Origin of the sequence: Metabacillus sp. KUDC1714, from assembly GCF_014217835.1 — a bacterium.
GTDB classification, from domain to species: domain Bacteria; phylum Bacillota; class Bacilli; order Bacillales; family Bacillaceae; genus Metabacillus; species Metabacillus rhizosphaerae.
Genome location: NZ_CP055263.1, coordinates 1,112,024 through 1,135,350 on the forward strand (window position 1 = coordinate 1,112,024; position 23,327 = coordinate 1,135,350).

At 36.3% G+C, this 23,327-nt stretch carries 19 protein-coding genes; 4 read left to right on the forward strand and 15 right to left on the reverse strand.

What is annotated here, in order from left to right:
* Positions 1–68 precede the first annotated feature (68 nt).
* The 9 genes from HUW50_RS05460 to HUW50_RS05500 form a co-directional block, all read right to left on the reverse strand.
* Positions 69–791 (reverse strand): polysaccharide deacetylase family protein, encoded by a 723-nt coding sequence (locus HUW50_RS05460; RefSeq protein ID WP_066328949.1) that lies wholly within the window; start codon positions 789–791, stop codon positions 69–71.
* Positions 792–872: 81 nt separating this feature from the next.
* Positions 873–1,703 (reverse strand): undecaprenyl-diphosphate phosphatase, encoded by an 831-nt coding sequence (locus HUW50_RS05465; RefSeq protein WP_066328950.1) that lies wholly within the window; start codon positions 1,701–1,703, stop codon positions 873–875.
* Between the two features lie 3 nt (positions 1,704–1,706).
* A complete protein-coding gene (locus HUW50_RS05470; protein ID WP_066328952.1) occupies positions 1,707–2,324 on the reverse strand; it encodes a DedA family protein in 618 nt (205 codons plus the stop codon).
* Positions 2,325–2,346: 22 nt separating this feature from the next.
* On the reverse strand, positions 2,347–4,257 hold the full coding sequence (locus tag HUW50_RS05475) for an FtsX-like permease family protein (protein ID WP_185653749.1): 1,911 nt from the start codon (positions 4,255–4,257) through the stop codon (positions 2,347–2,349).
* The gene (locus HUW50_RS05480; protein WP_066328964.1) at positions 4,232–5,002 is read right to left on the reverse strand and encodes an ABC transporter ATP-binding protein; all 771 of its coding nucleotides are present in this window, start codon (positions 5,000–5,002) and stop codon (positions 4,232–4,234) included. Before HUW50_RS05480 ends, HUW50_RS05475 begins: the two co-directional genes overlap by 26 nt.
* Positions 5,003–5,408: 406 nt before the next feature.
* Complete coding sequence (locus HUW50_RS05485; RefSeq protein ID WP_066328967.1) at positions 5,409–6,380, reverse strand: sensor histidine kinase; 972 nt, start codon at positions 6,378–6,380, stop codon at positions 5,409–5,411.
* A complete protein-coding gene (locus tag HUW50_RS05490) occupies positions 6,377–7,078 on the reverse strand; it encodes a response regulator transcription factor (RefSeq protein ID WP_066328973.1) in 702 nt (233 codons plus the stop codon). The genes HUW50_RS05485 and HUW50_RS05490 overlap by 4 nt, the downstream gene beginning before the upstream one ends.
* Before the next feature lie 345 nt (positions 7,079–7,423).
* Positions 7,424–7,609 (reverse strand): twin-arginine translocase TatA/TatE family subunit, encoded by a 186-nt coding sequence (locus HUW50_RS05495; protein ID WP_066328976.1) that lies wholly within the window; start codon positions 7,607–7,609, stop codon positions 7,424–7,426.
* A gap of 68 nt (positions 7,610–7,677) precedes the next feature.
* Entirely contained in the window at positions 7,678–8,886 is a 1,209-nt protein-coding gene (locus HUW50_RS05500) for a metallophosphoesterase family protein (protein WP_066328979.1), read from the reverse strand.
* Positions 8,887–9,332: 446 nt separating this feature from the next.
* Here HUW50_RS05500 and HUW50_RS05505 point away from each other — a divergent pair, with 446 nt between their 5' ends.
* Together HUW50_RS05505 and HUW50_RS05510 are read left to right on the forward strand one after the other, a co-directional pair.
* A complete protein-coding gene (locus tag HUW50_RS05505; RefSeq protein ID WP_066328982.1) occupies positions 9,333–10,127 on the forward strand; it encodes a DeoR/GlpR family DNA-binding transcription regulator in 795 nt (264 codons plus the stop codon).
* Positions 10,124–11,125 (forward strand): histidinol phosphate phosphatase domain-containing protein, encoded by a 1,002-nt coding sequence (locus HUW50_RS05510; protein ID WP_185653750.1) that lies wholly within the window; start codon positions 10,124–10,126, stop codon positions 11,123–11,125. The genes HUW50_RS05505 and HUW50_RS05510 overlap by 4 nt, the downstream gene beginning before the upstream one ends.
* Positions 11,126–11,259: 134 nt before the next feature.
* On the opposite strand, the gene HUW50_RS05515 is transcribed toward HUW50_RS05510, so the two are convergent.
* Complete coding sequence (locus HUW50_RS05515) at positions 11,260–12,471, reverse strand: MFS transporter (RefSeq protein WP_260445664.1); 1,212 nt, start codon at positions 12,469–12,471, stop codon at positions 11,260–11,262.
* Between the two features lie 376 nt (positions 12,472–12,847).
* Here HUW50_RS05515 and hmpA point away from each other — a divergent pair, with 376 nt between their 5' ends.
* Positions 12,848–14,098 (forward strand): NO-inducible flavohemoprotein, encoded by a 1,251-nt coding sequence (hmpA, locus tag HUW50_RS05520; protein WP_185653752.1) that lies wholly within the window; start codon positions 12,848–12,850, stop codon positions 14,096–14,098.
* 69 nt (positions 14,099–14,167) lie between these two features.
* On the opposite strand, the gene HUW50_RS05525 is transcribed toward hmpA, so the two are convergent.
* The gene (locus tag HUW50_RS05525; protein WP_066329000.1) at positions 14,168–14,524 is read right to left on the reverse strand and encodes a globin domain-containing protein; all 357 of its coding nucleotides are present in this window, start codon (positions 14,522–14,524) and stop codon (positions 14,168–14,170) included.
* Between the two features lie 225 nt (positions 14,525–14,749).
* On the opposite strand from HUW50_RS05525, the gene HUW50_RS05530 reads away from it, so the two are divergent.
* Entirely contained in the window at positions 14,750–16,129 is a 1,380-nt protein-coding gene (locus HUW50_RS05530) for a Glu/Leu/Phe/Val family dehydrogenase (protein ID WP_185653753.1), read from the forward strand.
* A 63-nt stretch (positions 16,130–16,192) separates the two neighbouring features.
* On the opposite strand, the gene HUW50_RS05535 is transcribed toward HUW50_RS05530, so the two are convergent.
* The 4 genes from HUW50_RS05535 to HUW50_RS05550 form a co-directional block, all read right to left on the reverse strand.
* Entirely contained in the window at positions 16,193–17,632 is a 1,440-nt protein-coding gene (locus tag HUW50_RS05535) for an aldehyde dehydrogenase family protein (RefSeq protein WP_185653754.1), read from the reverse strand.
* Between the two features lie 19 nt (positions 17,633–17,651).
* Entirely contained in the window at positions 17,652–19,286 is a 1,635-nt protein-coding gene (locus HUW50_RS05540; protein ID WP_185653755.1) for an acetolactate synthase large subunit, read from the reverse strand.
* A gap of 117 nt (positions 19,287–19,403) precedes the next feature.
* Positions 19,404–20,999 (reverse strand): FMN-binding glutamate synthase family protein, encoded by a 1,596-nt coding sequence (locus HUW50_RS05545; protein WP_066329012.1) that lies wholly within the window; start codon positions 20,997–20,999, stop codon positions 19,404–19,406.
* A gap of 293 nt (positions 21,000–21,292) precedes the next feature.
* The gene (locus HUW50_RS05550) at positions 21,293–23,311 is read right to left on the reverse strand and encodes a beta-galactosidase (RefSeq protein ID WP_185653756.1); all 2,019 of its coding nucleotides are present in this window, start codon (positions 23,309–23,311) and stop codon (positions 21,293–21,295) included.
* Between the last annotated feature and the right edge of the window lie 16 nt (positions 23,312–23,327).

Sequence of the window (23,327 nt, forward strand, 5' to 3'; positions counted from 1 at the left end):
CCCCTTGCTATGTTTCATTTATAATTTCCTTAATAAAAAAATGTCAAAATAATTTCTGACAAAACCTACTAATTACTAGTCCTCTCATATTCAAGGAGTTCAGTCACGGTTTTAAATTCATACCCCTGTTCATGTAACTCTTTGATAATCCCCTCAACTGTTTCAAGTGATTCTTTTCGACTTTCATACATAACATGCAATAAGATAATTGAGCCATTTTCAACATTGGAACGAACATGATCAATGATTTTTTCAGAATCGGCTCCAATATTTCCATCTGTTTCCGGCTCTATATTCCATACTATTGATGGTCGATTATGTTCTTCTAAGTATTTTGGCAAAAAGATGAACTTCTTCCCATAAGGTGGTCTAAATAGAATCTCTCCTTGGTATCCCGCTTCCCTAATCAGTTTATCCGTCTTTTCTATTTCTTCTTTAACAAAGGATGGTGATTTGAATACCATTCTTTGATGGGAATACGTATGATTTCCGACTTCATGTCCTGCTTTTACAATTTCTTTAGCCTCTACAAAATTTTCCTCAATTTCACTTCCAGTTAAGAAAAAGGTAGCCTTAATTTTATTTTTATCGAGTATTTCCAATATGTCATCTGTTTTACTTGTTGGCCCATCATCGAATGTTAAGGCAACAACCTTCTCGTTGGTGTCTACCTTATTTACAATTTCACCGAATAATTGATAGCTTGTCGAGTTTATTACTTGCAAAAAGCAATAGCACAATCCAATGAGTAGGCCAAAGAGTATGATGAAAACCTTTATACTTTTCTTCATTTTTCCCTCCCATAATTCTTCATACAAAAGAATGAAAGGCTAAGAAAGCACAATGTTTGTGCAAATCTTAGCCCTCATACATTAAAAATAAACAAGATAAATAACAAACACTAATACAATTCGGTAAATCGCAAATGGAACAAGCTTAATTTTGTTAATCAGCTTCAGGAAAAAGCGGATAGAAATTAACGCAAACACAAACGCACTAATGAACCCAGCAATGAAAAATGGCATCGCATCAAGTGTAAAGTATTGCCAGTTTTTCAACAATGATATACCACTAGCACCAGCCATAATTGGAACTGCCATAATAAATGTAAAATCAGCAGCTGCGCGATGACTCATCCCTAGTAAAACTCCGCCTGAAATGGTTGATCCTGATCTAGAGAAGCCAGGCCAAAGTGATAAGCATTGGATGAATCCAACAGACAGCGCTTGTTTATAAGTGATTTGGTCCACTGTTTCAATCTTAGGCTGCTTTGGACCAAATATGTCTGCTAAAATCATTAAAATGGCCCCAATCACTAAACCTACTAATACTGTTTCGATTGAAAATAAATGTTCATCAATATAATCTTCGAAAAGTACGCCTAATACACCAGCTGGAATCAAGCCTACGATAACCTGTGAAAGCTTAAGACGATTTTGATTTGAACCTGATTTTTTGTTTATACGCCCTAACCCTAGTAAATCAATAAATCGATCCTTAAAGACAACAACAACAGCTAATATAGAACCAAGTTGAATCACAATTTTAAATGTATTCGCTACATATTTCCCCAAAAATTCTTCTGACTGTAACCACATATCATCAACAATAATCATATGACCTGTTGAAGAAACTGGCGCAAATTCCGTCAATCCTTCTACTAATCCAAGGATGACTGCTTTTAAAAGTGTTAGAAAATCCATAAATTATTCTCCCTTATAAGTATTTCTTTTTTTAATAAATAGTAGCAGGGCCACAATCATCCCAACCCCTATCAAAACATAAATGATATTAGAGTAAATGTCCATAAAATGAACGATTTCTTCCCATGACTCGCCAAATTTAGCACCAACTGAAACTAAAATGATATTCCATACTAATGTTCCAATTGTAGTAAAGAGTAGAAACAACCAAAAATTTAAACGAGACATTCCAGCCGGAATTGATATAAGACTTCTAATTAATGGAATGATCCTACAAACGAGCACTGTCCAGTATCCATATTTATCAAACCAGTGATCAGCTCTATGGATATCTTTCTTTTTCACTCGAAGAATATGCCCCCACCGATCTACAATTTTCTCAAGTCTCTCTACATCCAATAGATTACCAATCTTATACAGGATTGCTGCCCCAACAAGTGAACCAGCTGTTGCAGACAAAACAACTCCTGGTATTGATAAATTAGTAAAGTTCGTCGACATTCCCCCGAATGTAAGTATAACTTCTGATGGAATCGGAGGAAATACATTTTCTAAAGCAATCATAAGAAAGATCCCCATATAACCAAATTGTTCAATAATATCTGTAATCCAGTTTTCCATTATAACCTCCTATAGTGGTTGATCAAATCAAGGATTTTTTCAACTTTCTTACATACATTTTTCGGATAAAGAAGAAATAAATAAGCTGCGCAAGAAAGAAACAAACAAGTACAACAATCGTTTCATTTGCAATAGATAAAGTGAAATAGCTTTGTAGTGCTCTAAAAGCAAAAAGACTGTGAATAGTTGCAACAATAATCGGGATAAAAAATAATAAAAGCAGTTGTTGTGTGACAATTTTAGTCAACTCTTGGTCAGTTAGACCAACTCGCATGATCGTCAAATATTGTCGTACATCATAATCCATATCTGCATATAAGCGGAAGTATAAGAAGCTTCCTGCAGCAATGAAGAAGACCGCTCCAATTAACAATGCAATAAACAACATCATGTTAAACAAGCTTATTTGTTTATAAAGTAACGTTCCACTTACAGTCATTGCATATGACTTGTTTTCTTCATGCATGACCTTACCTTCATTTACGAATCCCTCAAGCATTCCATTTGTACCCTTGTAATCTTTTATAAAAAAACCAGTAAATAATTCTTTCTTTACGTCTACTTGTAATTTTCTAAATAAATCATCATTTACGATGAGACCTTCGTCTTCAACGAGTTCCCGCGGAATAACGACATGTTCTGTGAAATCGTTTCTTTGCACCTTTATGTTGTTTTGTCCTAATGTATAGGTATACTTGCCAATGTCATTTTCAAAACGATGTGTCGTCATTCCTAATACTTTATTATTTGCAGGTGGCTTCTCATGGAATTCAAAGCCTGCCAATAACGCTACCATTTTATAATCTGAAAAAGAAATCACAGGAAGCTTTTCAGGAGAAGATCGGTCAGAAGCTGAAACAACCTCAACGTAAATAATCGGAAATTGTAACGTTGAAAAAGTAAACTTGTTTTCATTTAATTCTGATTCGATTTGTTGAACATTTTGCTGGTGGGCTAATTGCTCATCTTTTGCTACATAGCTAATGGCTGCAGGATAATCCACTTCAAATTGTTTATTAATCACATTCATCGAAGCTAATGTTCCCACCGCACAAAAAGCCACCGTTGAAACGATTGTTACCATAAAAAACATTCTAGCATTATCCTTCATTCGATACGCTAAGTTAGAAATGGTGATCATATTTGTTTTCTTCCGGAATATGCGTTTCTTTTTCTGTAACCATTTAATAATAAACACGGATAACTGTGTGTAGAAAAAAAACGTTCCCACAATCGTCATGCCTATAACAGGAAGCATTCGATATAATAATGACTCCATTGTTGTCGTAGCGGATAGATAATAACTAGTAAAAAGGAGAACTGCAGCTCCGAACGACAAGAAGGAAGAAACCTTCAAATCCTTTTTTGGTTTTTGTCCTGCTTGAAATAAATCGATTAACTTATTTGTCCCAACAAGAATCGTTGTAAAGAGAGAGATGCACAGAAATAGCAACAAAAAAGCGACTATTGTTAAGATTAATGCTTGATAGGATAAATGAAAGGAAAGTGACTTAATATTTAGCATCACAGAACTGATCATTAAAAACAGTTTACCGATTATTAATCCTGAGCCGATTCCTACTATAACTGCCCCTATACCAATCAGCATGTTTTCTAAAAATACGAGCCAATTAAGTTGCCTTCTAGTCATTCCATGCATCATTAAAATTCCAAATTCACGTTTTCTCGTTTTTAAAAAGGTCCCCACGGAATAAAAGACAAAAAAGAAGGAAAAAAAGTACATTATTAATTCAGCTGCTGTCATCAATTGAACAGCAACAGAATTGGTAACCCCTTTTTGGATATCAGGATGAAAAATAAAGAGTGCATAGACAAAAAAGATCATAACAGAGAAAGCACTACTTAAAAAATAGGCAGCATATGTACGTTTATTTCGAATGACATTTCTATAAGCGAATTGTGGAAAGGTCATGACTATTTCCCCCTAACAAAGAAAGCATATCAATAATTTTTTGATAGAAGGTTTGTCTATTCTCACCACAATAAATTTCGTTATAAAGTTTTCCGTCTTTTATAAAAATTACTCGATTGCAATAACTCGCTGCCACTGGATCATGTGTAACCATTAAGGTTGTTGCACCTTCCTCTTTATTAAGGGAAGATAATGTATCCATTACATCTTTAGATGCTTTTGAATCCAAATTACCCGTTGGTTCATCTGCTAAGATAAGCGACGGTTCGTGAATAATAGCCCGTGCGATCGCCGTTCGTTGCATTTGCCCTCCGGAAATTTCATACGTTCGTTTTCCTAGAATTTGTTCGATCCCTAATTTCTTAGCTAAATAGGTAACCTTTTTATCCATCTCTTCAACCTGTTCACCATCTAATGTAAGTGGTAAAACAATATTTTCTTCAACTGTTAAAGTATCTAACAAATTATAATGCTGAAAAACAAAGCCAAGTTCATGCCTTCTAAATAAAGCTGTATCCTTACGATTCAGGTGATGCGGATTTTTACCATTGATTAAAATTTCACCAGATGTTGGCTGGTCAATCGTTGCAATTAAATTTAGTAAGGTCGTTTTACCACTCCCTGATGGACCCATAATCCCAACAAATTCTTCTTTTTCAATCGAGAAACTAATATTATCTAAAGCAGTCTGCGCAATTTTACCTTCATATATTTTCGTTAAATGGCGTACTTGTAATATCGACAACCCTTTCACTCCTTGTTAATTCTACCTCATATATTATCTAGAATGGAATGACTCTACCATGTCGTTATATTACAGTTAGCTTACAATATTGTAAGAAAAGCGAAAGCGCCTTGGTCAGCGGCGAGAAACAAGAGCACCCCGTATGAGATAAAGCGAGACTTTCATCAGTGGGTTATCTGATGGATAGCGAGACTTATCGGACAATTACGGGCAGTTATATCATTTACTGCCCGTTAATGTGCGGCAAAGGAAACACGAAGAGCGTTAGCGATTCGATGTTGACTTATCGTAAGGAGGGGTGTGAAGTTCAGTAGGCGCTAGGCGCTGGAGCTGGACAAGTCGAAAAGCGAAAGCGCCTTGGTCAGCGGTAAAATACTTACCATTAAAACTCTAAAAACTTATCATTCTAGAACACTATCCGCACAATCGTACCTGAATTCACATCTGATTCTATTTCTACTCGATGACCTAATTTATCACAAATTTGTTTTACAAGATAAAGTCCCATTCCTGTAGACTCTTGAAAATCTCGACCATTTTCTCCAGTAAAGTATGGATCGAATACACGTGGTAGGTCACTTTTTGGGATACCAACCCCTTGGTCGATCACCTCTAAAACAGTTTTATTTTCATTCCGACTACCTCGAAACACAATTTTCTTCCCTTTTTCTACTGTATACCTAACAGAATTGGTCATAAGTTGTGAAACAACAAAAGAGAGCCATTTTTCATCTGAAACAACTTTTATTGAAGGATCGATAGCAAGTTCAGGGTAGACTCTATTGCGAATAAATAGACGTTTTTGACTAGAAGTTAATTTCCGAACTAATTCTTTTAACTGAATGGTCTCCACATGAAAATCTCTTTCAAACATATCTAGTCTTGAACTAAACAAGACCATCTCTAGCCCCTTTTTTAGACGATCAAGCTCCTCATCAATCGATTCCAAAAGCTCATCCTCTAAATCTTGAATACTTAAATGAATAACAGAAATGGGTGTTTTCATTTGATGAACCCATTGATTAATAAATTGGATATGATGATCGAGTTTATGTTTGTATGTATATAGCTCTTGTTTATAATTTTGCATTTGTTGTTTTTGAAATCGATCCAAGCTTTCGGGTAATGGAGCTGATTGTAATTCGATATTTACATCACTAAGTGAAGAAGGCGGTGTTGATAGCCTTTTATAAAAAGACCGATTCGTTACATAACGAAGGAATAGGTATCCGATAAATATACATGTACTTAGAAAACAAGCGTATACCATTGTTGCCCAATGATCAAAACCATCTAGCAAAAAAAGAAGGAGAACAACCAAAAGTTGAATAAAATAAAAGAAGGTTAATGGTAGATGATCACGAATAAACAGTTTCATGATTCTATACTCCAATTCGCCTTCAATTGATACCCTTTTCCTCTAACAGTTTGCAATGCATCATTAATATGACACTGTGCCAGCTTCTTACGCACTCTTGTTATGTAAACATTTAACGTATTGTCATCGACAAAGGCTTGTTCATCCCATATTTTTTCTAGCAAACGGTCACGACTAACTACCCGATCTGCTTTCTTCATTAACTCTTCTAATATTCTTGCCTCAGTATGACTCAACTCGATCTTTTGTTGCCCAAGCCGTAATTCAAGCCTTTCTACGTCCAAAATCAAACCATTAACATTTACATTCCAGCCATTTTGATTTGTTGCATATGAACCATATGCTCTTCTTAAAAGGCTTTTTATTTTTGCAAGAACAATTTCATAATCAAATGGTTTTGTAATATAATCATCTGCCCCATTCTCCAACGCCATCACTTGATCCATTTTAGCGTCTCTAGCAGATACAAATAAAATTGGGCATGTCGATATTTTCCTTATTTGCCTACACCAGTAATACCCATCATATTTCGGTAAATTAACATCGAGTAAAACAAGATGTGGTTCAATCTGTTCAAATTGTGGTAAAACTGTATCAAAGTTTTTAACTGAGTAAGTTTCGTATTCATATTTAGTTAGAAAGTCTTCTAGCAGTGAAACTAGCTTTCCATCATCTTCCACTATAAAAATTTTGAACATGATGATATCTCCTCTACCTTTTGTTATTAGTATGTATTTATTTCCCCAGTGTAAGTATAACTTCAATAGGAAGATGATGGAATTATTTAATGTTAAGACTTTCGAAAAATGAAATAGAACACTACAGTAGATTAATATTGCAACGGAGATTAATTTCACTATATGCCAGTGAAGTTAACATCTATATCAAAAAAGAACCAGTATCTATTGAATACTGATTCTTGTTTTACGGGGAGTGAAATAGGGTGATGATCAAATTCAAACCTACATTTAGTATATACCGATTTTGAATAATTCATATCGTTTAAACTTTAAACATTGTTTTTTCAAAGCTTTAAAATATTCTTACTTAGAATGACGAGTATCTACTTTTTCCTGTTCTTCTGACATTAAATCTTTTGCTGAATTTTTAAATTCTCTTAATGTATTTCCAAATGCACGACCAATTTCAGGTAGCTTAGATGGCCCAAATATGATAAGAGCAAGAATTAAAAGTAAAATGAGACCGGGTACGCCAATATTTTGTAGCAAGTTGTTACCTCCAAAAATATGTTTTTTCTACTGGTAAACTTGAAAAATGCTATTTATTCTTCTAGTTGTTATCCTTTTATTTTTTCCTTTTCATTAATTAATGGTAGAGGATCGATGCTTTGATCATTCGCAGTTAAATCAATTCCATAATCCTTTGCGAATACCATATGCGTATCAACTAGCACGCCCTCTTTATTTTCATCTAAATTGAACACTCTTGCTCCGCGAAGTCTATTTCTTTCAGCACCAGATAGCCCGTAAGTACCAAATCCCGTATTACCCGCATATCCAAGCATGATTCCATAATAGTTACCACAATATGTGTTTATATGATCATGGCCACAGAAAACCCCTTTAACGTCACCTCTATCTAACATTGCTGAAAACAAGCCACTATTCACCGGACCAGGACATTCGTCTTCATTTCTTTCTCCGACAATATTATGCCTTTTCATTGCAAGATCATGGCTAGCAGATGTTCTGCTATCAACACTTCCATACCACATAAATCGATGTTCCCATAATGGAATATGAATAAACACAAGTGATGGTACTTTATAGCCGTATTGCTTTTCAATTCCTTTAGATTTCTCATAGTACCAATTTATTTGATTAAAACGAAGCCAGTCCCATGTAGGGTATCCCTTAAAATCTTGCCCAGCTATTTGCGATGGGGCATATCTGCCACTATCAAGAAGCCACAGGTTGAACGCAGCATTTTTGCCTTTTGACTGTCTAATGAGGAGGTTCATATTTCCAGTTCCAGTAATGCCTTTTTCACCAGGTTCGTTCATATTATATTTGTAACTCATGTAAAATTTCAGCATATCCTCTTCATACATACCACTTTTTGATGAAGAATCTTCATCATGATTTCCAAACGTAACTGCCCATTTAATTTTTCTTTCTTCCATTGGCTGAGCCACATTGTTAAGAGCTTGTTTCATCTCTAATTCCGTATCACAGCCCCCTGTTATACAATCGCCATTAATTACAACAAAATCCGGCTTCTCTGAATCAAGAACTTTCTCCATTAGCTCAATTGTTCTTCGATCAATTCGTTCGTCATCTTGAGTATCATTGAATTGGACGACTTTAAACTTTCCATTCGAATTAAATTGAAGTTTCGTATGCTCTTGGCCCTTTGCCTGTACAGTATTGGTCAGTAAATCACCTGGTAATCCTGTTGTCGCAAGTGTTAAGGCAAGTGTACTCATTCCGCCAATTTTCAAAAAGCTCCTTCTGTCTAACCCTTTGGTATGATCCATGTTACTCATTCCTACCTACCTCCATTTTCTTAATTAATCGGACCCAGTAATCGAAAAATGAAAAAATTTAAGAATTCTTTTTCACACGCCCAACCAAGACCAGCTAAAAATACTTAATAAAATAAACTGTCTCTTAGCGTGCTCTTCTTCTACATAGTAGGATAAAAATATTAATAGATTATTAATCATGCTAGAAAGGTAAGTTAAAAAAACACAGAAAAGACAAAAAACAAAAAAAACACAGAAAGCGACATTCATCCCCTTTCTAATAGAAAACTCTCAAGTTTTTCTAGTAGAAAAGATAGATAAAATAGATGTTTATTTGTTTTGCTTCAACTGTCATTTTTGTTTAATTTACAAAAGTTAATATATTCGTAGTCTTTTTTTTATATTCAGTTTTTATAATGGATTAAAACAAAACAAATCAAAAAATCATAAAATGCTCTGGAGGAATAATGAATACATCGTATATGACTGAAAGACAAAAAATAATAATAAGAGAACTCGAGATAAAAAATAAAATTAGTGTCGTAGACTTAGCATTAAAGTTAAACGTAACACCTGAAACGATACGAAAGGATTTAAGCACACTTGAAGCGAAAAGGAAATTACGGAGAATTCATGGTGGTGCAATCCAATACTTTGGATTAATTAAGGAACCTCATTTCAATAAAAAAGTCGGAATTTCTCACAATCAAAAAAAATTGATTGGTGAAGCTGCCGCAACGTTCATTATGGATGGAGAAACCGTCGTACTAGATGTAGGGTCAACAACCTTACATATTGCTAGTTCAATTAAGAATGTTCAAAATGCCACGATAGTGACCAACTCTTTAGCTGCCGCGGAAATTTTAAATAATCGCTTAGAAAACCGCTTATTTGATGGAAAGGTCATTGTCCTTGGGGGCACAACCAATCCACTGCAACGTTCAATTAGTGGCTCGTTAACAAATATGTTGTTAGAGAATTTTTATTTTGATAAAGCCTTTATATCATGTGGAGGAGTAAACAAAGATGGAATCTGCGATTTCAATATTGATGAAGCTGCTGCATCTTCAATCATGATTAAAAAAGCAAGCCAAGTTTTTGTTGTAGCCGATTCCTCAAAAATGAATCAGAGAGCACTTTTTCAAATCGGTTCATTTTCATCTATCGATTATGTCATAACTGATTCAGAAATGCCCAACGATTGGTCGAAAGATGCAATGGTTAGGGGGCTGAATTGGGTAAATGTAGGTGATTCGCAATGAAAATAGATTACCATGTTCATCTTGAGGAAGGCCCCTATTCATTTCGATGGTTAGAGAAAACATATCATAATCTATTAACTGGACAACCAATATCAGAATTAAAACATTCGAAACAATGGCTTAGCGAATCCTTGCTTTTGTTATCAGAAAGAATGGCAAAAGGTGCATATGATCCAAGTTGGCTCGACCTCTATCTAGAGAATGCGAAAAAGAAAGGATTAAAAGAGGTAGGAATTGTCGATCACCTATATCGCTTTACAGAAAGCAGGAACTACTTCAAAAAACATATCTTGCTTGACGACAGTCGCCTAGGGTCTTTACAAAAGCAATGGCTCGATCTCGTAATGACAGAAAGTATGGGTGATTTTGTAAAAGCAATAACAGCTAGTAAAGAAAAATGGGAAAAGCAAGGCATCAAATTAAAAATAGGACTGGAAGCTGATTATTTTGAAGCTGGAGAGGATGAATTAACAGAAATACTTGGTAAACATGAATGGGATTTTATCCATGGGTCCGTTCATTTTGTTCGCGGATGGGGATTTGATAATCCTCAAACGAAGGATGAATTTAAAAAATATGATTTATATGAGTTATACAAGGAATTCTTTCAAACTATAGAAAATGCCACAAGGAGCGGCTTGTTTGATTTTATCTCCCATTTGGATAATTTAAAGGTTTTCGGATATCGTCCAAATGAATCTGAACTAATACCTCTATATAAAAAGGTCGTAAAGGCTTTGAAGCAAATGAATGTAGCTACAGAGATTAATGCTGGTTTATATTACAGGTTCCCAGTAAAGGAAATATGTCCAAATGAAACATTTTTAGATTTGCTGATTGAGGAAAACATTCCCTTGCTCATTTCTTCTGATGCTCATTTCCCTGAAGATATCGGTGCTTTCGTACACGAAAATATTGAGATGCTGCAGCAAAAGGGAGTCAAGGAAATTGCTACTTTTGAAAAGAGAAATCGAGTAATGAAGCCTTTGTCATTGTAAAAGCATTCTGGATTGAAGGAACCTAGACCCCTTGTGTCCCTTCAATCCTTTTATATTTTATCCACCATTTCAAAGACTCTGTATTAGTTAATTAAGGACTCACCGTATTCGGTAAGTCCTTTAGAAAGTATCGATTATATTGATTTTTGTTTTAATGGAACGGCATGTGTAGATTTTTCTCTTCCCCATACGACCGATAAAGCTAGACCCAATAATCCGATTGCTCCAGCAAGATAAAATACAGTAGCAAAATTGATATTCTGACTAACCGCCCCTGCTGCAAACGGCCCAACAAAAATCCCAATTGCATAGATGGCTTGAAACAATCCCATAGCTGTAGCTCGTTTGTTTAAAGGGATCGTTTGAATTGCCATCCCCATTAGGAGAGGGATCGTCATTCCTTGAGCATAGCCATTTAACATTTGTGTTACATATAATATCTCAAGATTCGTAATAAATGGGATGACAGCTGAAAATAGAAATGTCCCTAAAAATCCTACTAGTAAAATAGACCATTTATTAAAGCGATTTAATAAATATCTCCCTGTAATTATAGGCGCAACAGCATGTGGGATCATAAAGCTAAAAACAAGTACGATTAAACTGTCCTTTGTCGCCCCAATATTTAAAGCATATGTAGGTGTGAACCCAAACATTGTTATAAATAACACTCCATTAGCTAATGCAGATAATAAAGCGACCTTTATGACTAAAGGCTCCTTTATCACATCACGTAATTCTTTGAATTCAATTTTTTGATTGCTTGTTTGATTCCCCACTTCTCTTACCCAAAACGACATAACAATACCGATACAACCTAAAATACCGCCTAACCAAAAGGGTGTCTTCCATCCCCATTCACTTACAAGATACCCGCTCAACCCCATACTTATTAACTGGGAAGCCACTGTAACAAACTGAATATTCCCCATTGCTTTCGTCGTTTCTTCAGCTCTAAAGTAGCTTGCATATAAAACTGTAAAAGCAACCCACATTGAAGCAGTAACTCCAGATATCACTCGAGAAGCAAATGCAAAGCTTAAGCTCTCAGTCAACGCAAACCCAAAACAGCTAATCACACCGGTAACAAGCCCTACAATGATAAAAGGCTTACGAATTTGCATTTTATCAGAGATGATTCCAAGCGGAAACCTTAATAAAATCTGCATAATTCCATAGCTACCTGCAATAAATCCAATTAAAGTATAGGCTCCGCCAAGATAATCTAGATATTCAACAAAAATAGGAACATAAATATATAACGAAAACCAATAGATAAACGTAATAACGACGAAAAAAAGATGATAGTATAATGAGATTTTTTGAGTAGAATGGTTAGTGTTCAAGTTTTGTCCTCCTGTTCTAAAAAACATGACTAGTATTTACTTCTATAATATTAAGCCTTTTTCCTCTTATTGCTCATTAACACAAAACGGACTCACCGTATTGGTAAGTCCGTATTCTTTATCATTATGACTAAAGAAAAATAGAAATGTATCTACTTAGGTTGGTCTTATTAGAAATTGGTAATTCACCAGAAAATCATGAAGCTTGTGAACCGATTTTGGATATTTATCTTCGATTTCGGGAATTTATCTTCGATTTTTCGCTTTTATCGACTATTAGACAAAAATCGACAAAAAAACTCATTTCTACACCGTATGATCAAAAGAATACAGAGGGATACTACAAATTGAACTGTATTTACGAGAGGTGGATATAATGTTAAGTCCCGAAAAAATAGCAATAATAAAATCAACAGTCCCTGTATTAGAAAAGCATGGAGTAGAGATTACAACACGTTTTTACCAATTACTTTTCGAAAGTCATCCAGAGCTTCTTAATGTTTTTAATCAAGCAAATCAAAAAAGGGGCAGACAACAAACAGCTTTAGCAAACGCTGTTTATGCAGCTGCTTCGCATATTGAAAATCTTGGAGAAATACTAGATGAGGTGAAATTAATTGCTCACAAGCATAGAAGCTTAGGCATCAAACCGGAACAATATCCGATCGTCGGTGAGAATTTATTAAAGGCAATCAAAGATGTTTTAGGAGATGCAGCTACAGATGAGATCATTGATGCCTGGAGTGATGCGTATAACATGATTGCCGATGCATTTATTGGAATTGAAGCAGATCTTTACCAACAAGCAAGCGAACAACCAGGTGGGTGGAAAGATTTCCGGAAATTTGTCGTTGATCGAAAAGTCGAAGAAAGTAGTGTCATTACATCCTTTTATTTAAAACCTAAAGATCAAAAGGAAATTGCTCAGTTTATACCAGGACAATACATAAGCGTGAAGGTTGAAGTGCCTGATGAAAAATATACCCAAATCCGTGAATACAGCCTATCTGATTCCCCAGGGAAAAATTATTATCGTATTAGCGTAAAGAGTGAAGATGAAATGAATAATAGTCCCGAAGGTGTTGTATCTAATTATTTACATAGCAAAATACAAGAAGGAGATACGATTGAAATTAGTGCACCAGCTGGGGTTTTCACTCTAGATACGAATACGAACCAACCAGTTGTGCTTATTAGTGGTGGTGTTGGTGTAACTCCATTAATGAGTATGTTAAATTCATTAGTTGACTCTCAATCGAGGAAAGATATTTATTTCATCCATTCTGCAATTAATAGTGAATACCACGCTTTTAAAGACCATGTAGAAAAGCTTTCATCCGAACATGACAATATCAAGTCTTTTGTATGCTATGAAAAGCCGACAGAAGACGATCAAAAAAATAAGAATTATGATAAAGAAGGATATCTTGATTTAAATTGGCTACATTCCATTCTTCCTTCAAATGAAGCAAGTTTTTATTTTTGTGGACCCATCCCATTTATGAAAGCAGTCTATGGAGCTTTAAAGCAATGGCAAGTATCAGAAGAGCATATTCATTATGAATTCTTTGGTCCTGCTGGAACATTAGAGGGAGATGGCGACTTTGAACCTGCACTTGATGATTAGAATCGTAAACTTAATCAAATATAAAAGGTGGACATCCAATACCGTTGTCCACCTTTTATCTATCCTTTATCACTTCAATATTTTATTCATTAAAAAATTCATCTGACTTAATAAGTGTTCTTTAATAGAAACATTTAGTTCCATTTCGTTAAGTGTTTCTTCCATCGTATCCAACCATATTTTAGCCCGTTCAGGAGATGTTTGAAATGGGTGTCTTTCAGTTACTTTTGATATATTAATAGCTTGATCTTTAGAAGAATCTGTATTAACCAGGCGAGCTATAAAGACTCTTTGTCTACTTTTAAGTAGATTAATGTCTACACCTCTCTCTGCAAACATTGAACTGAAGTAGGCATCTTTAGTAAGTTTGCTGTAAAATCGTTCTACCACCTCATCAATTTGCCCCTGTTCTAAAATATTAGACATAGCGCATTCCCCTTTTTATTAATAAAATTCTTTGCCTTCATTATAGTGGAAATAGTTAAGGAGATAAGTGAGATAGCTCACAATTATTGAACGATTAATTTATTTTTAAAGTGTTATATAGCGCATATCCTTACCATAACGAAAATAGGATGGTTTCAAGACCAAAAATAAAAATCACAATTTAAATACTTAAATATACGCGAAAGAAATGGAGGTTTCTTAAAAATGGCGAGCCAAACAGGGGCTATTGTCCAACATGCATTAGATGCTTTACTTGAAGATAAATCCTTTTTACCTAATTTACCTGATCGCGCTAGAGAACAAGCATTTACATCATTGGCAGCAATTCTTTCAACTCCAAATCATGTACATAAATCCTTTTTAAGAATCCCATTAGAAAAAGGGAAAATTGTACGCATCCCTGCCTTTCGTGTTCAACATAATGACACACTTGGGCCTTATAAAGGAGGGATTCGCTTTCACGAATCGGTGAATGAAGATGAAGTTGTAAATCTCGCTGCTTTAATGACGTTGAAAAATGCGCTTCATGAAGTTCCTTTTGGCGGAGGAAAAGGAGGCGTTGTCATTAATCCAAGAGATTTCACTGAAAGGGAACTGCATTTAATATGTGAAAAATATGTTCGATACTTTAGTGATATTCTAGGGCCTGACAAGGATATCCCCGCACCCGATGTTGGTACAGGGGATCGTGAAATGGACTGGATGATGGCAGAATATAAAAGCATCCGACCTGGTAAACCGTATAGAGGTAGTTTCACAGGGAAGAGTGTTGTTAATGGCGGTTCATTAGGACGAAGAGAAGCTACAGGTAAAGGTGTTTATTTTACCTTTCGTTTCATGCTCTACGATTTCTTGAAAGATCATAGCAAGTGGCTTACTGAAACTAATAATAGCTTTGCCAAAACAGCATTAGCTCTCGCTGATCGCTCACTAAAAGTAGCAGTTCAAGGGTTTGGAAATGTAGGGTCCATAACGGCTCTTGAGGCTTACCACTGTACACATTTAAAAAATAAAGTGGTTGCTGTAAGTGACCGTAATGTTACCTTATACAACTCAGATGGATTAAATATCCCAGCATTAGTTGAGTTTACAACGAAGAATGGAGGAGACCTCCCTACTACAGAAGAACAGCTGTCTCAGAATAAAATTAAAGCTGAGATTAAAACCCGAGATGAAGTTCTTTATCTTGATATTGATGTATTGATCTTGGCTGCATTGGAGGATCAAATTCACCAAAGTAATATGGAGCAGGTGAAAGCAAAAATGATTGTAGAAGGAGCAAATGCACCAGTTACCGGTGAAGCAGATAAGTACCTGAGTGACAAAGGTGTCATTATTGTCCCTGATATTCTTGCAAACGCAGGAGGGGTCATCGTTTCGTATTTTGAATGGCTCCAAGGCCGTGAAACTCAATTTTACAGTGAAGAAGAAGTGTTTAAGCTGCTTTTTGACAAGATGGAAGTAACAATGGATACAATTCTCCCCCAGTTTTTTGGTGATCCATTTTCTTTGCGTCAAAACTGCTATATTCATGCTGTTATGAAGTTATGCACGATTTTGTATCGTCAGGGTAAATTGTATTAAGATTTATAATGGGGGAGAGGAAATCTCTATTCCCCCATTGTTAACCTTAATTAAGTAGGTATTCTAGTCTTTTGGCATTAATTTCATACCGATAAATTTCATTTCTGTCATATCTTCAATTGCATATTTAATGCCTTCTTTACCAATTCCACTTTTCTTAACACCTCCATACGGATGATTATCCTGCCGGTACGTTGATATTTCATTAATCCATACCCCGCCCATTTCTAATTGATCTGCGACACGCATCGCACGATCAATATCTTTAGTGAATACCCCTGCTTGTAAACCATATATGGAATCATTGGCTACTCTAATTACCTCATCCTCATTATCAAAGGGGATCACAGATACGATCGGTGCAAATACCTCCTCGGAAACGATTTTCATCGTATGCTCAACATTTGTCATGATTGTTGGGGAGAGAATCGCACCATTTCGGGTGCCACCCACCTCTATTTTAGCGCCATTATTCACAGCATCATCTATCCAAAGCTTTGCACGTTTGGCTTCTTCCTCCTTGATCATTGGCCCAATGTCGGTCTCTTCTTTCGTTGGGTCTCCAATTGTTAAGGCTTTTGTTTCCTTTATAAACTGTTCTAGAAATCTGCCATAAATACTTTTCTGAACATAAATTCGTTGTGCAGAGATACAAACCTGCCCTGAAAAGGCAAATGCCCCTTTAACTAATTCAGTTACTGCGCGTTGGATATTACCGTCTTCAAAAATGATATTAGGTGAATTTGACCCTAATTCAAGTGTAACTTTCTTAAAGCCAGCTGTTTCGCGAATTTTCCTTCCAACTGGCAAGCTTCCCGTAAAGGTAATTTTGTGTACCTTCTCATGAGTGACAAGAGGACTGCCAATCTCTTCTCCAGTTCCCATTAATAGATTTAACACACCATCTGGAAGACCTGCTTGTTGGAATAACTTAACTAGCTTATAAGCAGATACTGGCGTTTTTTCAGCAGGTTTAAAAACGATGGTATTACCAGCTGCAATAGCTGGTGCAATTTTATGCAGAGATAAATTTAACGGGAAGTTGAATGGTGTAATCGCTCCGACCACACCTAATGGTATCCGCTTTATAAGTCCCATACGATTTTCTCCACCAATTGCCGCATCCATTGGGATAACTTCTCCGGTAATATTTTTTGCTAGTTCAGATGCAAATCGAATCACCTGAACTGAACGTGCAATCTCGTCTCTACTATATTTAATCGGCTTTCCAGCTTCCTGGACAATCGTTTGAGCAAAATCCTCCGCATTTTCTTCTAATAAATCGGCAGCATTTCGTAATATTTCGCCACGTTGATGAGCAGGCATCTTTTTCATGGTAGAATGAAATGTTTCAAAGCTATTCGTTACTGCCTCATCAAGATCCGCTTTTTTTGCTAATGCTAATTCCGCTACTATTTCTTGATTGAACGGGTTTTTCACCTCGAGTGTATCTCGATTACTTTCACTTCTCTCTTGTCCATTAATTATTGAGCCAAGTCGCATGTTGGATTCCTCCTTTCAATTAACAATTAATATCTCTTAGTTTTTCTGTTAATTTCATATTCTCACTATAATCAACTGGGCAATCGATAAGAACTGGTTTTTTAAGTGAAATTGCTTTTTCTAAAATGCCTTTAAGCTCCTCACCTTTTTTTACTTGGAGAGCCTCAAAACCATAGGATAAGGCGAGTTGAATAAAATCTGGATTTCCAAATTTAATATTGGAAGAACGATTAAACTTTTTCAGCTGATGCCATTCGATTAAGCCGTACCCATCATCTCTCCATAATAAAACGATAATTGGTAGATTAAGTCTTTTCGCTGTTTCTAGCTCGGCACCTGTCATTTGGAAGGATCCGTCGCCACAAACAGCAACAACAGTACGCTCTGGATGGACAATTTTCGCACCAATTGCTCCAGGTACAGCGATTCCCATTGATGCGAGACCATTTGAAATCAAACAAGTATTTGGTTGATACGTATGGTACATTCGAGCCATCCACATTTTATGTGCGCCAACGTCAGAAATAACGATATCTTCTTCTTTTAAAACAGAACGTAAATCAGAAATGATCTTTTGCGGTTTAAGCGGGAAGCTTGTATCCTCTTTAAATTGTTCTAATTCATTTAGAGCTTTTTTGCGAACGTTAGCTACCCAAGCATTGTTTCTTTCTTTAGGTGAAAGAGCTTGTTGTAATTTTTTAAAGTTCTCATTAATATCTCCAACCACATTTAGTTGCACTGGATAGCAATCATCTGTCTCAGCTTCCTCTGTGTCAATGTGTAGTATTGGTGTCGCTCCATCAGGATTCCAGTTTTCTGGAGAGAATTCAGCGATGTCGAAACCAATTGCGATAATTAAATCAGAATCCTTAAAACCGCAAGTAATGTAATCCTTTCCTGCTAATCCTGCTGTAAGTAAACTAAGCTCATTTGTCCAGGAAAGTGCCCCTTTTCCCATAAATGTATGGACGACTGGAATATTTATCTTTTCAACTAGAGTTCGTAATTGGTCTGAAGCATGGCCTCTAGTTATCCCGTTACCTGCCAAAATAATTGGATGCTTCGCCTGTTCGATGAGTTTAGCAGCCTCTTTTATAACCTGATCTCCTGCTTCTGATAACGTGTGTTTAGTTACTTCTAAAGGAGAGGAAGCATTAACCTCCAACTCAGCAATATCTTCTGGGAGATCAATATGGGTTGCACCGGGTTTTTCTTGAGTTGCTACTTGAAACGCTTTACGAATCACTTCAGGTACAATTTCACCCTTTTTTATTTGAGCATTCCACTTTGTAACAGGTTCATATATATGGATCAAATCATAATACTGATGACTAATCTTATGTTGACGGTCTAAACCAGCTTGACCAGTAATTGCAACAATTGGATTTAAATCCATGTTCGCATTGGCTACACCTGTTAGTAGATTTGTTGCTCCTGGTCCTAAGGTGGCTAAGCAGACACCAGGCTTTCCAGTAAGTCTTCCGTATGTACCAGCCATAAATGCCGCACTCGTTTCATGTCTTGTTACGATGAATTGAATACTTGAATCAAGAAGAGCATCCATAATATCAATATTTTCCTCACCAGGCACACCAAAGATATATTCAACACCCTCTTGCTCAAGACATTTAATTAATAATTCAGCAACTTTCATTAAAAACACCCTTTGTAGTATGATTATCTGCTAGTTAATAATTAGTGGAGGCTCCCGGACTGCCCGCGGAAATCAACAACCGAGTCTAGTGCCTAATAATTAAAACCGAATAGATCTTTAGCTTCCTTTGTAAACGATTGTTTGATAAAGATCCTCTAGTGGCCAAACTTCCCCTTTTTCATTTTTATAAACAATATGTTCTCGATTAAAATGAACTGGGGAATCTAGTCCAGCAGCTGCGGCTAGTCTAAACAAACCTTTACGCATTGTAATTAAATAGTTAGCTGTGCGATATTTTTTTTCATCAATAACAAGTGCTTTTTGTAATTCTGGGTCGGTTGTTGCGACACCTACCGGACAAGCATTTGATTCGCATTTTAATGCTTGGATACAACCGACTGTTATCATAAATCCTCGTGCGATATTGACCAAATCTGCCCCCATTGCTAAGGCTATTGCTATTCGATCTGGGGAAAACAGTTTACCTGATGCGATTATTTTCACTCGATCACGAACTCCATGTTTCATTAATGCGTTGTTTACAAGTGGTAACGCAGATTTAATAGGCAAACCAACACTATCAGCTAATTCTTGATAGGAAGCACCCGTACCACCTTCACCACCATCTACCGTAATAAAGTCAGGTCCCTTCCCTGTCTCTTTCATGATTCTTGCTAATTCATCTGCTTCATGATGACTTCCAATGACAACTTTCATTCCTACAGGTTTCCCGGTATGGTCGCGGATCCGCTCAATAAAATCAAATAATGAAGGTAAATCACTAAATTCTCTAAATCGATTTGGACTATCAATTGATTTAAATGGTTCTACCATACGTATTCTTGCAATTTCCTCTGTTACCTTTTCACCATCAATATGACCTCCCCGTGTTTTTGCTCCTTGAGCTAATTTAATTTCAAATGCTTTCACTTGAGGTATTTTACTTTTTTCCGATAATGCTTCCCAACTAAAATTCCCCTGTTTATCTCTAACCCCAAATAAACCTGGGCCAATTTGCATAATAATATCAACACCACCCTTTAAGTGATAGTCAGAAATGCCACCTTCCCCTGAATTCATCCATGTTCCTTTCGCTATTCCTAACCCTTCTGAAAGTGCAGTAATTGCGCGATCACCTAATGAACCATAGCTCATTGCAGACATACCAATTTGGCCCTTTACGATAAAGGGGTACTTCGTATCCTTGCCAATAACAATCGCATCTTCATCTTCTAATAAATAGGCAGATGATTCATGTTTCTCTAATTCTTCCTTTTTCTGCGTAAATAAAGGGTCCTTTAATAATAAATATCGATTTGTAGTTACCTTAGTATCCTGGTCCATTTTTAACTCTTCCGTTAATTTTGGAAACATTGAATTTCTTATATAAAAACCTTGTTCTTCAAAATCACGCTGTGACCCAAACCCGATCACATCCCGTTTATATTTTGCTTTTTTAACAATATGTTGATAATCCTTACGCGAAAAAGGCTTCCCTTCATTATCATTGTTAAAAAAATACTGACGGAGCTCTGGACCAATCTGCTCCAGAAAATACCTCGCTCGTCCAATTACTGGATAATTTCGCAGAATAGGATGCTGCTTTTGCGTTCGATCGACAATATATAAATAAATGACAATCACTAGGCAGATTAAAAAAATGACAGCAAAAAAAACAAAACCAATTATTGTTAAAACGTTTGCTAAATTCACACTTCATTTCCCCCTAAATAAAAATGGTTATAGGCTTATTTAAATCAGATAAATTGCCTGGGTCCTAGATTAGTATTTATAGTTAAGATTCTCGAAATGGGGTAAATTTATCCATTAATTTTATAAAACCCAATTAAAAAAAGACCCATTTCACTATATGAAATGCGTCCGATTGCGTTATATCGATATGATGTTTAATTAGGACAAAAAACCTAGAGGTCTTGCCCCCTAGGTTGATCCGAATCATTTTTAACAAACTCCAGCTCAAGCTGATATTGACGCTGTCTCTTTTCCTATTTCTTTACAATCATGACTCCATATCCATCTAATGAAGTTGTCCCGTTAAATTCCTTACCTGTTAACAGGTCTGTTCCTTCACTTATCTCGAATTCTATTGTTGATGCATTGTGGTTCATGACAAATAAGTAAGAGAAACCATCCTTGCTTCTCTCTGTCACTTCCACCCCTTTTGGAACATCAAGTAATGGTTTTATTTCCTTTTCATCACAAATCGTTTTCACAAAATCCGTTAAAAACGCTGTGTCAGGGCATGTTCCTACGTAATACGCTTTCCCTTTTCCATAGGAATTACACGTAATCACCGGTGTACCCGCATAAAAGTCAGAACCATATTCAGCCAGCACTTCTGCACCCTCTGAATGGATAATATCAAACAATAAACTGCACTCATAGCTACCGGTTAGGCTGCCTGCTTCTTTTTTGACGACAATTTGATTTTTTTCTTCAGGTGGCAGAGAATCGATTTCCTCAACCCAAATGCCAAGGAGATCTCGCAGTTCTCCTGGATAACCGCCAAGGGTGACAAGGTCATGTTCATTCACAATTCCGCTAAAGAACGTTGTCACAAATGTTCCTCCATTTTGAACAAATTCTTTTACCTTATTGGCATACCCTGATTTCACCATATATAACACGGGCGCAAAGACGATTTCATATTTGCTTAAATCTTCATCAACACCAATCATGTCAACCGAAATATTTTCTCCAAATAAGGCGGCATAATATTTATGAACTTCATTTACATAATCCAATGCCTTTGAAGGGCCACTTGATAATTCCGTTGCCCAGCGGTTTTCCCAATCAAACACGATCGCTACTTTAGCTTTTACACGTGCATCGAGCAATGTATTAGAAAGCTTCGACAGTTCCTTGCCAAGTGCAGATGTTTCCCGGAAAACTCTAGTATTCTCATGACCAACATGTTCGATCACTGCTCCATGGTATTTTTCACAGGCTCCAACTGATCTTCTCAATTGGAAAAACATGACCGTATCCGCACCACGGGCCACTGCTTGATAGCTCCATAAGCGCATAACACCCGGCCGTTTCAACGAATTATATGGCTGCCAATTTTGCTGGCTCGGCGTCTGCTCCATTAGCATAAAAGGCTGGCCGCTTTTCAAGCCTCTCATAAGATCATGCCTCATCGCCGTAAAGCTCTCAGGTGTGTCATAAGCAGGATAGTTATCCCAAGAAACAACATCCATTTCTTTGCCCCATTTAAAATAATCGAGCTCTTTATAGGTACCCATTAAATTTGTTGTGATTGGGATAGTAGGAGTATGCTTTTTCAAGACATCCCTCTCAAGCTTAAAGCATTCTAGTAAGCTATCGGATTGAAAAATTCGATAATCTAAAGATATTCCTTGAAAGCTAGTAGAATCCCCATTCCACTCTTCACTTAAAGCATTCGGAGGGACAATTTCATCCCAATCATAAAACGTATGACCCCAAAAGCGAGTGTTCCATGCTTTATTTAAGCTCGCTAAGTTTCCGTATTTTTCTTGAAGCCATTTTCTGAAGTTCTCAGCACAATTGTCACAATAACAGTAGCCGCCATATTCATTGGAAACATGCCAAATTAATACTCCAGGATGATCCTTATATCTTTCACCTAACCGGTCTGCCATCTGTTCTGCATACTTTCGATAGGTTGGGCTGTTTGGACAGGAATTGTGTCTACCGCCAAACTTCCGTTTTCTTCCTTGGTAATCAACCCTTAGTACGTCTGGATATTTTTTTGCCATCCAAGCTGGATGCGCCGCTGTACTAGTTGCCAAACACGTATAAATTCCATTTTGATATAAACGCTCAATTTGTTCATCCAGCCATGCAAAATCATATGTTTCTTCATTAGGCTGATTTAATGCCCAAGAAAAAACATTTAATGTTGCTACATCAATTCCTGCTAGTTTAAACATACGGACATCTTCATCCCAATCCTCTTTTCCCCACTGCTCTGGATTATAATCTCCGCCATACCAAATTTTTGGAAGCTTTTCGTTAATCATATTTAATCACCTTTTT